General features: G+C 44.4%; 12 protein-coding genes and 2 pseudogenes. 11 read left to right on the plus strand and 3 right to left on the minus strand.

The window, feature by feature from the left end:
- Positions 1 to 12: 12 nt before the first annotated feature.
- From uxaC to AB4307_RS01325, 6 genes and pseudogenes are all read left to right on the plus strand, one after another.
- Complete coding sequence (gene uxaC / locus AB4307_RS01300; protein WP_102394443.1) at positions 13 to 1,425, plus strand: glucuronate isomerase; 1,413 nt, start codon at positions 13 to 15, stop codon at positions 1,423 to 1,425.
- Positions 1,426 to 1,428: 3 nt separating this feature from the next.
- Positions 1,429 to 2,421 (plus strand): sugar kinase, encoded by a 993-nt coding sequence (locus tag AB4307_RS01305; RefSeq protein WP_372130854.1) that lies wholly within the window; start codon positions 1,429 to 1,431, stop codon positions 2,419 to 2,421.
- Positions 2,422 to 2,430: 9 nt separating this feature from the next.
- A complete protein-coding gene (locus tag AB4307_RS01310; RefSeq protein ID WP_017068137.1) occupies positions 2,431 to 3,057 on the plus strand; it encodes a bifunctional 4-hydroxy-2-oxoglutarate aldolase/2-dehydro-3-deoxy-phosphogluconate aldolase in 627 nt (208 codons plus the stop codon).
- A gap of 129 nt (positions 3,058 to 3,186) precedes the next feature.
- A pseudogene (locus AB4307_RS01315) lies at positions 3,187 to 3,690 on the plus strand (YgjV family protein).
- A 272-nt stretch (positions 3,691 to 3,962) separates the two neighbouring features.
- On the plus strand, positions 3,963 to 6,011 hold the full coding sequence (locus AB4307_RS01320; protein ID WP_372130856.1) for a glycoside hydrolase family 3 protein: 2,049 nt from the start codon (positions 3,963 to 3,965) through the stop codon (positions 6,009 to 6,011).
- 64 nt (positions 6,012 to 6,075) lie between these two features.
- Positions 6,076 to 6,456 (plus strand): hypothetical protein, encoded by a 381-nt coding sequence (locus AB4307_RS01325; protein ID WP_017057786.1) that lies wholly within the window; start codon positions 6,076 to 6,078, stop codon positions 6,454 to 6,456.
- Positions 6,457 to 6,746: 290 nt separating this feature from the next.
- Here AB4307_RS01325 and AB4307_RS01330 read toward each other — a convergent pair whose 3' ends face one another.
- A complete protein-coding gene (locus tag AB4307_RS01330; RefSeq protein ID WP_372130858.1) occupies positions 6,747 to 7,694 on the minus strand; it encodes a LysR substrate-binding domain-containing protein in 948 nt (315 codons plus the stop codon).
- A gap of 120 nt (positions 7,695 to 7,814) precedes the next feature.
- On the opposite strand from AB4307_RS01330, the gene add reads away from it, so the two are divergent.
- Positions 7,815 to 8,813, plus strand: coding sequence for an adenosine deaminase (gene add / locus AB4307_RS01335; RefSeq protein ID WP_372130860.1), 999 nt, complete (start codon positions 7,815 to 7,817; stop codon positions 8,811 to 8,813).
- A 118-nt stretch (positions 8,814 to 8,931) separates the two neighbouring features.
- On the plus strand, positions 8,932 to 9,489 hold the full coding sequence (locus AB4307_RS01340) for a sugar O-acetyltransferase (RefSeq protein WP_372130862.1): 558 nt from the start codon (positions 8,932 to 8,934) through the stop codon (positions 9,487 to 9,489).
- Positions 9,490 to 9,694: 205 nt separating this feature from the next.
- Here the strand turns inward: AB4307_RS01340 and AB4307_RS01345 are convergent.
- Positions 9,695 to 10,314: pseudogene (locus tag AB4307_RS01345) on the minus strand (HAD family hydrolase).
- Positions 10,315 to 10,591: 277 nt separating this feature from the next.
- On the opposite strand from AB4307_RS01345, the gene AB4307_RS01350 reads away from it, so the two are divergent.
- Complete coding sequence (locus tag AB4307_RS01350; protein ID WP_017065208.1) at positions 10,592 to 11,299, plus strand: GntR family transcriptional regulator; 708 nt, start codon at positions 10,592 to 10,594, stop codon at positions 11,297 to 11,299.
- Positions 11,300 to 11,502: 203 nt separating this feature from the next.
- On the opposite strand, the gene AB4307_RS01355 is transcribed toward AB4307_RS01350, so the two are convergent.
- On the minus strand, positions 11,503 to 12,702 hold the full coding sequence (locus tag AB4307_RS01355; protein WP_004732372.1) for an enolase C-terminal domain-like protein: 1,200 nt from the start codon (positions 12,700 to 12,702) through the stop codon (positions 11,503 to 11,505).
- 261 nt (positions 12,703 to 12,963) lie between these two features.
- On the opposite strand from AB4307_RS01355, the gene AB4307_RS01360 reads away from it, so the two are divergent.
- On the plus strand, positions 12,964 to 14,397 hold the full coding sequence (locus AB4307_RS01360; RefSeq protein WP_017068132.1) for a PTS transporter subunit EIIC: 1,434 nt from the start codon (positions 12,964 to 12,966) through the stop codon (positions 14,395 to 14,397).
- 113 nt (positions 14,398 to 14,510) lie between these two features.
- Positions 14,511 to 15,479, plus strand: coding sequence for a sugar kinase (locus AB4307_RS01365; protein WP_372130864.1), 969 nt, complete (start codon positions 14,511 to 14,513; stop codon positions 15,477 to 15,479).
- Positions 15,480 to 15,494: the final 15 nt, after the last annotated feature.

The raw sequence follows: 15,494 nt of genomic DNA on the forward strand, positions 1-15,494 counted from the left end.
GGAGTACAAACAATGAAGAATTTCTTATGTGAAGACTTTTTACTGTCGAATGAGACTGCACGTCGTTTGTACCATGAACACGCAAGCCACCAGCCGATTTATGACTATCACTGCCATCTAAACCCGGCAGAAGTGGCTCAAGATCGTCAGTTCGAAAACATGTCTAAGATTTGGCTTGAAGGTGACCACTACAAATGGCGTGGTATGCGTTCAGCAGGGATTGATGAGCGTCTGATTACTGGAGGCGCAAGCGATTATGATAAGTTCATGGCCTGGGCTAGAACCGTCCCTCAAACCTTGGGCAACCCACTTTACCATTGGACTCATTTAGAACTACGCCGCCCATTTGGTATTACTGGCACTCTCTTTGGTCCAGAAACCGCAGACCAAATTTGGCACGAAGGCAACGAGCTATTAGCGACACCAGAATTTAGTGCTCGCGGCATCATGAAGCAGATGAATGTGGTGATGGCTGGTACGACAGACGATCCAATTGATTCTCTTGAACACCATAAGGCGATCGCTCAAGACAATTCATTTGATGTACAAGTGTTACCAAGCTGGCGCCCAGATAAAGCCTTCAAAATCGAACTCGACACCTTTGTCGATTACCTGCGCCAACTTGGTCAAGTAGCCGATATCGAGATCCGTCGATTTGATGATCTGTTGAGTGCGCTAGACAAGCGTTTAGTCCACTTTAATGCCCATGGCTGTCGTGCGGCTGACCACGGTATTGAAGTGGTTCGCTACGCACCTATTCCATCAGAATCGGATTTGGATGCCCTGTTAACTCGACGCCTCAATGGCGAAACGCTCACCGATCTAGAATGTGCGCAGTTTTCAACAGCGGTTCAGGTGTGGTTAGGCAAGCGCTACGCCGCAATGGGTTGGGTAATGCAGCTTCACATTGGTGCTCAGCGCAATAACAACACGCGCATGTTCCAACTGTTAGGCGCAGATGCAGGGTTTGATTCGATCAGCGATAAGACGTTTGCCTTCGAATTGGCTCACCTGTTAGACGAAATGGATCAAAGCAACGAGTTACCTCGCACCATTCTTTACTGCTTAAACCCTCGCGATAACGAGATGATGGCAACCATGATTGGTAACTTCCAAGGTGGCGGCATCGCGGGCAAAGTTCAGTTTGGTTCTGGTTGGTGGTTCAACGATCAGAAAGACGGCATGCAACGCCAAATGGAACAGTTATCTCAACTTGGTCTGCTTAGCCAGTTTGTCGGCATGCTGACTGACTCTCGCAGCTTCTTGTCGTACACACGCCACGAATACTTCCGCCGAATTCTGTGTGACATGCTTGGTCGTTGGGCTGAAAACGGCGAGGTACCAAACGACATGTCACTGCTTGGCCCTATGGTCGAAGACATCTGCTTTGGTAACGCAAAACGCTACTTCGAAGAGAGGGCGTAACCGATGAAACATATCGCCATTATTGGTGAGTGCATGATCGAGCTGAACGGCAAACCGTTCGGCTCAATACATCAAACGTTTGGCGGGGACACACTCAATGCTGCGGTCTATCTAAGCCGCGGCTGCGAGGCCAACCTCAATCAAGATGAAATAAAAGTGTCCTACGTCACGGCTTTGGGCGCAGACCCGATTAGCAAGGGAATGTTAGAACGCTGGCAACAAGAGGGGGTGTCGACGGACCTTGTTCTACAAGACAGCCAACGTACTCCGGGTCTATACCTAATTCAGCTTGATGACGCAGGTGAACGTACCTTTCTGTACTGGAGAAACCAGTCGGCTGCACGCTACCTGCTACAGCACCCAGATTTCAATCAGATAAAGCAGGCACTGCGCAATGTCGATATGGTCTTTCTCAGCGGCATCACATTAGCGATTCTGCCTGAACAAGATCGTATCGAGCTATTGAACATCTTGGTTGCGTTGAAGGCACAAGGTGTTGAGATTGCCTTCGACAGTAACTTCCGCCCTGCACTTTGGCCACAAGACGAAAACCAAACCGTCAAAAACAGCTACCAGGCCATGTATACATTGACGGATTTAGCGTTGGTCACATTCGATGATGAACAATTAATTTGGGGCGATAGCTCTCCAGAACAAACTATCGAACGTCTAACGACGCTGGGTGTTAAGCGATGCATCGTCAAACTGGGTGCAGATGGCTGTCTCATTCAAGATGCCACCATTCAAAGTAACATACACCCAGATTCTGGTGCCGCTTCGGCTCCACTAGCGGTGCCAACCCTGCCTGTTGATCATGTCGTTGATACGACCTCGGCAGGAGACTCATTCAATGGCGGATTTTTATCGGCTTACCTTGCGGGCGAAGACTTAACAAAGTCATGCCAGCGCGGCAATACCATGGCAGGCGTCGTTATCCAACATCGTGGTGCCATTATTGCAAAAGAACTCACTCAAGCGGCCATCACAGCCATTTAAGGAATACCAATGTCTAACATCAAACAACAACTGAAAACACTGAAAGTTATCCCTGTGATCGCTATCGACAACGCTGAAGACATCATCCCTCTGGGTAAAGTGTTAGCTGAAAATGGTTTACCTGCAGCAGAAATTACATTCCGTTCGGAAGCTGCAGTTGAAGCTATTCGTCTACTTCGTGAATCACAACCAGATATGTTGATCGGCGCAGGCACTGTGCTCAATCGTGAGCAAGCTATTGCGGCTAAAGAAGCAGGCGCAACGTTCGTCGTCTCTCCTGGATTTAATCCAAACACGGTAAGAGCCTGCCAAGAGATTGGTATTGATATCATTCCTGGGGTCAACAACCCGAGTACAGTAGAAGCCGCTCTAGAAATGGGCTTAACCACATTGAAGTTCTTCCCTGCTGAAGCATCAGGTGGCATCAACATGGTTAAGTCACTTCTTGCGCCTTACACGGATATTGAAATCATGCCGACCGGTGGTATCAACCCAAACAACATTAAAGACTACCTAGCGATACCTCGCGTGCTCGCATGTGGCGGTACTTGGATGGTGGATAAGAAGCTGATTGAAGAAGGCAATTGGGAAGAGCTGGCTCATTTAACTCGTGAAGCCGTTAAGTTAGTCAATTAAACCTAGTGCAATAGCATTTTGACGTTATATCTAGCCCTCCTTTTGGAGGGTTATTTTATGGTTGAGCATTATTCTTTCAAAGTTAATATTTAATCGTGCTCGATAGCATCTTAAAAATAAAGGCTAAATATGGAAAACTGGATAACACAAGGAGTTGGCGGCCTGGCTTTTTGTATCGGTGTAATGGCATTTTGGCAAAAAGATGATATGCGTTTTCGCTACCAGATGATGATCTTTTGTTTTGTAATGAGTATCCATTTCATATTAATGGGCGCCATAGTGGCGGCTATAGGCGTAATTATTAATGCTATTCGCAGCTATGTATCGATAAAAACTCAATCGCGCAAAGTGATGTGGTTCTTTATTGGCTTGATGTGATGCATGACTTTACCCAACATGAATCATTTCTTTGAATTTATTACGGTTGTTGGTTCATCCGTTGCGACATGGGCACTCTTTTCAAGACAAGGCATCGCATTGAGGTCCTTGATCTTATTCAATTCTTTCTGTTGGGCTAGCCATAACATTTGGATTGGTTCGATTGGCGGGTCCTTTGTCGAAATCACCTTTATTGTCACCAACATGGTCACTATCTATCGTTTACATCAACGCAGATTGTTAACTATAAAATAGGCAATACATATTTTATTCTAGATTTAAAATATGGAAGTAATGCACCATTAATTAAATGGGAAATTAATTGGATATCAAAAAAGTAAATCTAATTAAGTTTACGTTATTTAATCGTCGTCAATATATTTCCAATACTAAATTGAATTAAATCACCAATTAAATTTATATGGTGATCCAAACCTTTAGTTTGACCTATTTTGGTTAACCAATAGTCCATTAATTATTAAAATTGGTCATGTACTTATTATTATACTAACAATAGGATCGTGACCATGAAGCGTCTTACCCTGACACCTATAGCAATCGCGTTGCTTCTTGCAGGATGTAACTCATCTGATAGCGACAATAACTTCCAGCAACCCCAAGTTCACTCTCGTGTTCATGATGTATTGAACGTTGAGGGCTACCAATTCCGAGATTCTAACGGTAATGGAACACTGGAGCCTTTTGAAGACTGGCGATTATCTCCAGAAGAGCGAGCAGCAGACTTGGTTAGCCGCATGACGCTAGATGAGAAAGCCGGCATGATGCTCATTGACACCTTAAACTCGTCCAAAGGTGGGCTCCTTAGTAGTAAAGGGCAAGACATGATTGGCGATGCCCAAATGACGCGCTTTATCTTCCGTAACAGCGTAGTTGAAACACCTACCAATGCGCCTGATTGCGATTCAGGCCGTTCAGGTTGTCAGATAACCCCAACAGAAGCTGCCCAGTTCATGAATAGTGTTCAAGAACTGCGTGAACAGACGCGAATGGGTATCCCCGCTCTATTCAAATCCAATGCTCGTAACCACATAGATCCATCAGCTAAAGCAGGGATCAACGTTTCTTCAGGTGCCTTTTCTGCTTGGCCTAAAGAGGCAGGTTTAGCAGCCACTCGCGACATGGATTTAATCACTGAATTTGCAGGTATCATGAATGAAGAATGGTCTTCAATTGGCCTACGCAGTATGTACGGATACATGATGGATTTGGCGACAGAACCTCGTTGGTACCGAGTACACGAAACCTTTACCGAAGATGCAGATTTAGCGTCTGACATTATGCGCTCACTTATCAAAGGGTTGCAGGATGGCGGTGAGGTCAACGAAGACAGTATCGCGCTAACCATCAAACACTTCCCTGGTGGCGGTCCACAAGAAAACGGTGGTGACCCACATTATGACTTCGGTAAAAACCAAGTCTATCCAAAGAACAATTTTGATTACCACCTAAAACCGTTTATTGCTGCGATTGAGGCTGGCGCTTCTTCAATCATGCCTTACTACGGCATCCCTGTAGATCAAAAGTGGATGCCAAACGATGTTGGTATGTCCTTCTCAAAAGGCATTGTTACCGACCTTCTCAGAGACGAATTGGGCTACACAGGTAACGTGAACTCAGATACCGGCATTATTGGCGATCGTGCATGGGGTGTGGAACACAAAACGATTGATGAGCAGATTGCCATGGCGGTCGAAGCTGGAGTCGATGTTCTTTCAGGTTTCCATGATAAAGAAGTCGTCGTGAAACTCGTGGAAAAAGATCTGCTTACCGAAGAGCGTGTCGACCTATCAGTCACACGCTTACTTGAAGAACAATTCAAGCTTGGCCTTTTCGAAAACACTTACGTTGATGAGAAAAAAGCCCAAGAGATTTTAGGCAACGAGAAGTACCAAGAACGCGCTGATTACGCACAGAAAAAGTCTGTCGTCTTACTTCAAAATACCAATAAGACTTTACCTCTAGCTGAATCAACCGCACAAAATCCTGTTGCTCTGTATGTCATGGGAATGGACGAAAACATTGCAGGAGACGACAAGTACAACTTTACCGTGACTTCCGGAGATTACGAAGCGGGAGAAACGCGTCCACCAGTACCAGCCGATACGGACTATGCGGTTATTCGTGTTCGCGTATCTAACGAAGGCTCAGATCCTGATCTTATCTTTGGTGGCGCGAACCCAGATGAACTCGATATTCTTGCGTTCAGTGAAATGGCTACAGCTGCATCTTGGCATATTGAACCAAGCCTAAGCGACATTAAAGCCGTTATGAACGAAGTGGGCGCTGACAAAACGGTATTGTCCATCAACTTTAGACAACCCTTCGTGCTAGACGATCAAAGTAATCTTAAGCAAGCCGGTGCCGTGATCGCCACATTTGGTGTCTCGGACAGCAACCTAATGGAAGTACTTTCAGGCAACTTTGCTCCTCAAGGAAAACTGCCATTTGCTTTAGCGAACAGTGCCCAAGCCATTCAAAACCAAGACTCAGACTACCCTGGGTATGATCAAGCCGACACCCTTTACCCGTTCGGACATGGTTTAAGTTACGAATAATATTTGAGCTAATTCAGGCAGTGTTGAGCACTGCCTTTCCTTCTTAGATACCAAGGACAAAGTCATGGAACATATCTTACAACTGGGTTGGGATGATCACGCTATTCCACATAAAATCTGGATAGAACAATACTACGATGGGTGTCGTATCTGCTTGAAAGTCGTAAAAGACGTTGAGCCAGAAATGCTCTCATTGATTGTTCCAAATATTGATGTGCAAACCACTCATAAGGCGTGGCAAGGCAAAGCGACGAACATTACACCAGCCTATGATGACGGCGTGTTGTTCACTCAAACTCGCTCGCTATTCAATTTGCCTCATGGCTGCGTGATTTGGGCGGTAACACATATCCAGATGCAAAACGGCTTAAAAATGTCGGCAGACAAATTGTGCTTCGTACCAAAATACAGCAATCAAGATTCTTGTTTTAAGGTTCCAGCATAACGTAACAACAAGCCGAGTCGCTTATCCAACTTGGCGCTAATCTGCGAAGAACCATAAAAAAGGCCAGCGTATACACGTTGGCCTTACTTCTGTCTGTCTGTCTGTCTGTCTGTCTGTCATCAGGATTAAGCACTAATCAATCAACACCAACGAATCGATGGCATTGGATTCATTTAGATATCTCATTCTTGGCGGGCATTTGGCACCCGTAATAAGACAATGCTCATTCGAAAAAGACGAAATAAATTTAAAAAACTTATTTCGCCGTTTTGATCATCGTAGCTCGCGGTTTACAGCTGAGGTTCTTGGGTCTTATTGACTATGAGGTCGCGAAGCCATTTGTGGCTTGGTTCAGAATCAAAGTAACGGTGCCAAAGCAAAAACAAACCACCGGGAACCAACTCAATAGGAATCGGCTTCATCACCAGTTCGCCACTCTCAATATAGTCACGAACCGAGTTGTACGGATAACACATCAGCAAATCGCTTTGTTTGCACAGCTTTACTGCGCTGGTGATGTCCGACACGTTGGCGGCTTTGTTAATTTGAAGCTGTTTGGCTTGCAAGATTTCCAGTAGCAACCAGTCGCCAACGCCACCGGTCACCAACTGTATATGTCGATATTTCAAAAAGGTGTCGAGATTCCACTCCTCTTGCAACGCAGGATGGTCATTACGCATCAAACACACCGAGTAATCCAAGCACAGCTCGACGTAGTCAAGTGCATCAGGAATACACTGCACGTGGGTAGAAGCGCGCTCATCTAGCTCAAAAATACCGATACCAAAATCCACTTCACGCTTTAATAATCGCTTGAAGCTATCGCTGCTCCACGTTGAACTGTTAACGGTAATGTGAGGCGCATCCGCGAGCGCAGTCGGCATAAAGTGCGGATAAATCGCCGTGTAGGCGGTTTCGACAAGGTCTATAGTGAAGGTACGCTCACTGTCTTTAGGGTCGAAAACTTCGGGAACGGTCAGCTTTTCGATTTGCAGTAGGATTTGATGGATCTTAGGCGCTAACGCGAGTGCTTTGGGTGTGGGGAATAGCCCTTTGGATTCTCGCTCAAATAGCGGGTCATCAAACAAAGCTCTCAGCTTAGTGAGCTGTTTACTTACCGCAGACTGGCTCAAAAAGAGTCGCTCTGCTGTTTTACTCACACTTCGTTCTTCAATAAGAACGTGTAGGCAAAGCAGCAAATTCATGTCGCATTTAAGTAAGCTTTTAACATCTACCATGATATTCCCTAAATTCAGGTTAATGATGATTAATTGTCACTTTAAATCATATCATGGTCTTGGTAAATTTAGCGCATGTGAGTTAACACGCTCAAATAATAATAGAATTAAGGAATACTCATGGATTTTCTAGCACTACCAAAGATTGATTTACACTGCCACCTAGACGGAAGTGTTCGCCCAGATACGATTATTGACCTAGCAAAACAGTACAATATCGAACTACCTGAAGATCGCGACGCGGTTGTTCAATCTCTAACGGTGCCAGAAGATTGTAAAAACCTAGATGAGTACTTAGCTTGTTTCAGCCTGCCACTGCAAGTAATGCAGACTGAAGAAGCGATTGAACGTATCTCTTTCGAGCTTTACGAAGACGCTGCACTAGAAAACGTTAAGTACCTAGAAGTTCGTTTTGCGCCAATCCTGCACGTAAACAAAGGTCTGTCTCTTGATACGATCATTGCAAGCGCAGTAAAAGGCATGAAGCGTGCTGAAGAGAAATACGACATCAAGGGCAACTACATCATGTCAGTGCTTCGTATGTTCCCTAAAGACTCGATCAAAGACGTGATCGACGCGGGCCAACCTTACCTAGGTAAAGGCGTGGTTGCGTTTGATATCGCAGGTGGTGAAAAGCCAGGTTTCTGTGCTGAATTCCCAGAATACACACAATACGCTCTTGAAAAAGGCTACCGCATTACCGTGCACGCTGGTGAGCAATGGCATGGTCAAAACGTTTACGATGCAGTAACTATGTTGGATGCTGAGCGTATCGGCCACGGTGTCCACATCCAAGGTAACGAAGACGCATACAACATCGTTAAAGAGAAGCAAGTTGCACTTGAGACTTGCCCAACAAGTAACGTTCAAACTAAATGTATTCACAAATTCAGCGACCACCCAATTGCTGAATTCAAGAAAGACGGCATCGTTGTAACGATCAACACAGATAACCGCACTGTGTCGAACACTACCATGACCAACGAAGTAAAACGTGCGTGTGAAACATTCGGTCTAACAAAAGAAGATTACGTAGAAATCTACAAGTACTCTGTAGAAAGTGCGTTTGCTTCAGACGAAGTGAAACAGCACCTAATGGGTTTCGTTGAGCAAATCTAATTTGAGCAATCTTGATTGCTAAGTAGAAAAACAGGAAGAGAAAGGCTTAGGCTTTTCTCTTTTTTTATGTCCAATTATCCGTATTCTAATATCGATGTTGACGAATGGGATGCAAACAATGAAAACAGAACTCGAGAAAATGCTGTCCGGCGAGATTTTTGATGGCGCAGACCATGAGGTAGACCACATGCGCACTCATGCCAGCAAGGCGCTATCAGACTTGAATCAATGTTCAGACGATACTCAACTGCCAAGTCTTCAGGCTAATCTGTTTGGTAAAGTAGGAAGCAGCGTTGTCCGTCCTCCTTTTCATTGCGAGTTTGGCAAAACCATCGAGATCGGTGACGACACCTTTATCAACATGAACGTGGTGATGCTTGATGGCGCGAATATCAAGATTGGTAACAATGTATTGATAGGGCCAAGTGCCCAGTTTTACACAGCCTCCCACTCACTGGATTATCTCAGCCGCCGTAAGTGGGAAACTTTCTGCCTACCTATCACAGTCGAAGATGATGTGTGGGTTGGTGGAAACTCGGTCATCAACCAAGGCGTGAAGATTGGGGCTCGCTCGGTTATCGCAGCGAACTCAGTGGTTAACAGCGATGTACCGCCAGATTGTCTATACGGTGGCACGCCGGCGAAGTTCATTCGACACTTGGATACTGAGCAATAAAGTTAAATAGAAAAATAAAGCTCATTAAAAGAACAAATAGAAAAAGAGGCGATGTTCATGATGAAACAGCGCCTCTTTTTAATCGATTCGTTTTAGCTTTTATCAGTCTTTTCTATCCGTCGTTTTTCTACTTATCTTGCCTACCTAGATTATCTACATAGAGAAACCTGACTAAAATAGATAGCTTGAGAATTTCGCTACATGATCACGTAAATTCGACGCCAAGAGCACGAAGTTCGTTCTCACATTGCGCAGAATCGATAAACTGAATACCCGCCATACCTACGGCCTTTGCTCCTTCTACGTTGTAAGGCATATCATCAATGAACACCGTTTCTGAAGCCTCCAGTCCATTATTTGAAAGCAACGCTTGGTAAATCTCAGGCTGCGGTTTAAGCATGCCAAGTTCAGCGGATACGGCTGCGCCATCAAACAAAGGCCAAAATTCGTAGGTGGCTTTTAGGTGTTCAACAATCTCGACCACGTTGTCGGTAAGTGCATACACACCATACCCAGCACGCTTTACGCGCTCGATAAGGTCGACAGAACCATGCAATAAGATCTGCGTTTTCTTAACGTAATAAAACAGGCGGTCGCACTCTAATGAAGATAAATCGAGCTCTTGTTGGTAGCGAAGTTTGGCTTCATTTTCGGTTAAGAACCCTTTGTTCAAATCCGACCAAATCGCACTTTGGAAAATCGAAAGCGCTCGGGCTTCAGGGTCGGCAATGTTACCAAACGTTAGTTGAGTAATTTCCAGCGGCGACCAACGCACAATCACATTACCCACATCAAATACGACATTTTGATTTGATTCGAACTCATACCCTACTCCTGAATTAGTCACTTAAAATAGCAACAACACAGACATTAAATGCCGCACGTTAAAGTTCATAATCTTGTTTTACAAAATGAGGACTAGAATCACAAGATGTAATCAAGTCAGCGCAAAAGGTGGTCACTAGTACCCCTAACTAACCCTATTTATCATCACCCACTTAACCTTCTATGTTACAATTATGAGTCATTCAGAGCGTACTGAATCCCTGATTTAGTTCACTATTCTTTAGTCACAGTGAATACACTTTAAAGTTATTGATCTATGAAAAAGTACGAGTTAGTTGTCCAAGATATTGTGAGCAAGATCTGTCAAAACAGTATCAATCATAAGCTTCCCGCGGAAAGAGAACTCTCTGAAATATATGGGTTATCTCGATTTACTATTCGAAAAGCGCTAGCCAAGCTAGAGGCTATTGGCATGGTGAAATCTAAGGTGGGTTCTGGTTACTTCGTCAACACTTCTCTCATTGGTACACCACTGGTGTACAACTCCATTACTGAAAACAGTTTTGAAGAGATCTCTTATAAAAAGCTCCAACTGAATAAAGCGCTACCCGATAACCACGAACAGCAGATTTTTTCTTTAGACGACAATGACTACATCTGGAAAATTAGACGGCTTCGATTGATTAACAACAAAGTAGTTCAGATTGAAGAAGCCAAGATCCCTGTCAGTGTCTTCCCAGAGATGAATGCCGAGATCATTGAAAGCTCAATCCAGAAACATGCATTGGCGAAAGGTCTTCAGATCGATAGCTACTTAACGACGTATCAAGCGATCAACGTATCTAAAGAAGACGCGGAGTTGCTCGGCTGCAAAAAAAATGCCGCGGCGATGAATATCACCAACCGAGGTTTCTTAGCATCGGGGGATCTATTCATCGTCAGCGATATCATCGACATCAAATATCAATGCACCTATCACACTCCTTTTAACAATGAGAGCATGAGCTTCCGAGATAAGAAGTAACCTTTTAATTCGATTTAATATGGTTAATTTTTATAGATATAAGTTAATTACTCTATAGATTAGCCACTAATATTATTTCACATCTAATATTATTAATTTAATGATACTAGAAATATACTTACCAGATAATACGTAATATCTGGTAAGTATATTAAATAAGAAAATGGCCGCTTATAGCGACCATTTGATATTAAAAATACGAGTTAAGGGGTATGAATCGCGCCGTCAGGAAGGCGACTTTGAGTCCACTCGTGGGGGCGATACATAACAGGGAACTCGGCTGCAACCTCTCGGTCGATTTCAACACCAATACCTGCGATTTCAGAAGCGTATAAGTAGCCATTAATTGGCTCTGCAGCGTTCGGGAATACCTTGTGTGTATTCTCGTTGTACTCGACATGTTCTTGAATGGCAGCATTGTGTAAATGCACATTCAAATGCGTGTTTACCGCTGCGCCAATTGGCGTCATATCTGGCGGGCAATGCCATGCAATACGAACACCGAAGTTCTGACATAGATGGCCGAGTTTCAGAGCTGGGGTAATACCACCAATCTGTGAAACATGGCAACGAATGAAATCAATGCGGCGGTTAGCAATCAATGATTTCCACTCTTCAGGGTTATTAAATAACTCCCCTAAACCTAATGAAACTGAGCTCTGGCTGCGAATATTATCCAACCATTCCGTTTGATTTGGCGGCAGAATATCTTCAATGAAATACGGCTTATATTGCTCGACTTCCTTCGCAAATTGTATCGCTTGGTTCGGGAATAGGCGCTCATGAACATCATGAAGAATATGGAATTGGTTACCATATTTCTCTCTCAGCGACTTAAACATCGTTAGAGTATTGTCCATGTACTGATCTTGGTCGTAGTACGAACCTTCAGTCGGGTTTTGAGTGGTATGCAAATCCGTTGGAACGCCGCCATAGAAACCAAGCTGACAACGAATGTGCTTGTAGCCTTTGTCTAGGAAAGATTCCACCAGCTCATAAATCCCTTCCATCGTGTCGCTCGTCGCGTGTGTGTATACAGGAATAGCATCACGAGACTTACCACCAAATAACTGGTGTAACGGCATACCCGCCAATTTGGCTTTAATATCCCACAGTGCCATATCAACACCGGAAATTGCATTATTGATAACAGGGCCATTTCGCCAATAAGCGTTGACCATCATCATTTGCCATAAGTCTTCAATATTATTGGCGTTTTTACCAATAAGAATAGGTTTTAAATATTCATCGACCATTGTTTTTACAGCAAGCGGTCTTTGTTGGAATGTCGCACAACCAAACCCTGTCACGCCTTCATTCGTTTCAACTACCACGGTAATGAGGTTGTGTCTGTCTGGTTTAGTAATAATACAATGGATATCAGATATAATAGTTTCTTTCACAATTAAATAACCTAAACTTAAGTCAACTCCTATTATCTAACCGCTTTAAAAACCACATTTCAAGCGCTAATTTTGCGTAAAAATAATTGGTACGTTAAGTGATTTTTTTTTGATAACCAAAACATACCAATTGGCCAAAAACGGTGAAAAAATAATTTTTCGGATTTTAAGTGTGATTGAGATCTCTTTTTACTCCGTTGGATTTAAATTGGTTGTCGTTATGATTGCTCGAGTTAAATATATTCCAATAACAGGTGTAGTATGCAAATGGTAGAAAAAAGTGATGCCGTTATTAATAACTCGAAGTCATCATCGAAGAAGAAAAATTTCAAAGAAAATATACAGTTATTAATCACTGCACTTGGTGGTGAAGACAATATCGTGAGTATCACGCACTGTATGACAAGGCTGAGATTCAAATTAGCAGACGAGTCGCTGGTAGACGAAGAAGCAATCAAGCAGATCGCAGATGTGAAAGGTGTGGTACTTCAACAAGGCCAAACTCAAGTCATCATCGGTGTTGAGGTCGAGAAGTGGTTCAACGCGCTATCAAACACTCAACAAGCTGACGCTAATCCGGCTGATGAACTAGAGAAAGGCAAGCTGTTCCAAGGCGTGATGCGTATTGTCGCAGGCATCTTTGGTCCGGTTGTACCCGCAATCGCTGGCGCGGGTATGTTGATGGGCCTGTTGTCTGGTCTTATTGCAACCAATGTTATCTCTGAAACCTCAGACACAGTTTATTTCTTCCGCTCGATCTCTGTTGCTGTGTTCTTCTTCTTACCTATGCTGGTTTCTTTCTCTGCCGCTAAGGTATTCAAAGTAAACGAATACATTGCGCTTGCTGTCTCTTCAGCAATGCTAGCGCCTCTGCTTGTTGATAAAGCAACAATGCTAAAAGACGCAGGCGCTGCTCCGGAGCTGACCGTTCTTGGCGTGGTTCCTATTGAGCTGCTCAACTACGGCGGCGCGATTGTTCCTGCGATTCTAGCAATCTGGTTATTGTCTAAAGTGACTCCGTTAGTTGACCGCCTAGTTCCTTCTTCTGCGAAGCCTGTATTTACACCACTGCTTGCCTTTACGGTAACTTCGACCATCACGCTATCATTTGTTGGCCCTGCTGGTATCTGGCTAAGTAATGGCGCAGGTTGGGTGATGAGCTCACTACTGGAAATCTCTCCGACGTTAACAGGCTTTGTGTTTGGTCTAACTCGCCCGATCACCATCGTATTTGGTATCCACCACAGCATGACGCCAATCAGCCTGAACAACTTTGCACTGTATGGTAAGGATCTACTTATGCCAATCATGTGTTTGGGTAACATGGCAATTGCTGGCGCGACAATGGCTATCTGGCACAAGCAACGTAAAACGGTTTCTAAAGAGCAATCTTCAATTACGATGGGCTCAAGTGTTACCGCTATCTTAGGCATCACGGAACCGGCTCTATTTGGTGTACTCACGAAATACACCAAAGCGATGATGACCGCGAGCTTGGCTGCAGGCGTGTTCGGTGCTATCTCGGTAACAATCGATACGCACTTAACAAGCTACATTCTTTCTTCTGTATTCAGCTTGCCAGCTTACCTTGCAGGCGGTACGCAAAACTTCATTCAAGCACTGATGGGCGTGGTGGGTGTATTTGCACTGTCTTTCGTCCTAACGATGTTGTTCGTAAAACTAGACAACAAGTAATCGGCTAGTCTCACTCCCGTAAGATTAGAATCGAAAAAGCATGACCATATCTCATTATGGTCATGCTTTCCTCAATACGAACAAACCCAACCTTTCCTTTCTAAGGCTATATTATGACCCACATCGCAATCATCGGTGAGTGCATGATTGAACTGAATGGGGCTCCATTTGGCGACATGCATCAAAGCTATGGTGGAGACACATTAAACGCGGCAATCTACTTGAACCGCAGCGCTGCGGTTAGCAACCCCATGAACTGCAATAACACTGCGAATCCAGCGATGCGAACTAGCTATGTCTCGGCGCTTGGCTCTGACGCTATCAGCCAAGAGATGCTTAACCGATGGCAAGATGAAGGACTATCAACCGAATTCGTGCTTATTGACGAGCAGCGTTCACCCGGGCTCTATCTCATTCAACTCGACGATGTTGGTGAGCGCACCTTCCTATACTGGCGCAACGATTCGGCGGCTCGCTACATGGTACAGCACCCCGATTTCGATAAGATAGCCAACCAACTTCACGATGTTGATATGGTGTTTCTGAGTGGCATTTCCCTCGCGATACTGCCACACAGCGATCAGTTAAAGTTACTCACTATCATCGAAGGCCTACGTGAACATGGCGTTACCATCGCCTTTGATAGTAACTATCGACCAAAGTTGTGGAGCTCAGAGGCCGCAACTAAAGAATGCTATCTATTAGGCTATAAAACGACCGATATAGCCCTAGTCACATTCGATGATGAACAACTGTTGTGGAGCGATCAAACGCCACAAGACACCATAACAAGGCTGCATACGCTCGGTGTCAAAACCGTTGTTGTCAAGCTTGGTGCTGAAGGCTGCTTGATCAGCGAAAACCCCGCAAATGAGCCAGTAAAAATCACAACGACACCTGTCGAGACTGTGGTTGATAGCACCTCTGCTGGCGACTCTTTTAACGGCGGTTTCTTATCTTGCTATCTCGCTGGAGGTTCTATTGAAGAAGCCTGCCATCAAGGTAATGCATTAGCCAGATTGGTGATTCAACATAATGGCGCAATCATCCCAAAATCCATCACCGACACTCTTTCAAACTGATATTAAGAAGTACAC

The organism is Vibrio sp. 10N.261.52.C2 (assembly GCF_041471425.1).
GTDB classification, from domain to species: domain Bacteria; phylum Pseudomonadota; class Gammaproteobacteria; order Enterobacterales; family Vibrionaceae; genus Vibrio; species Vibrio crassostreae_C.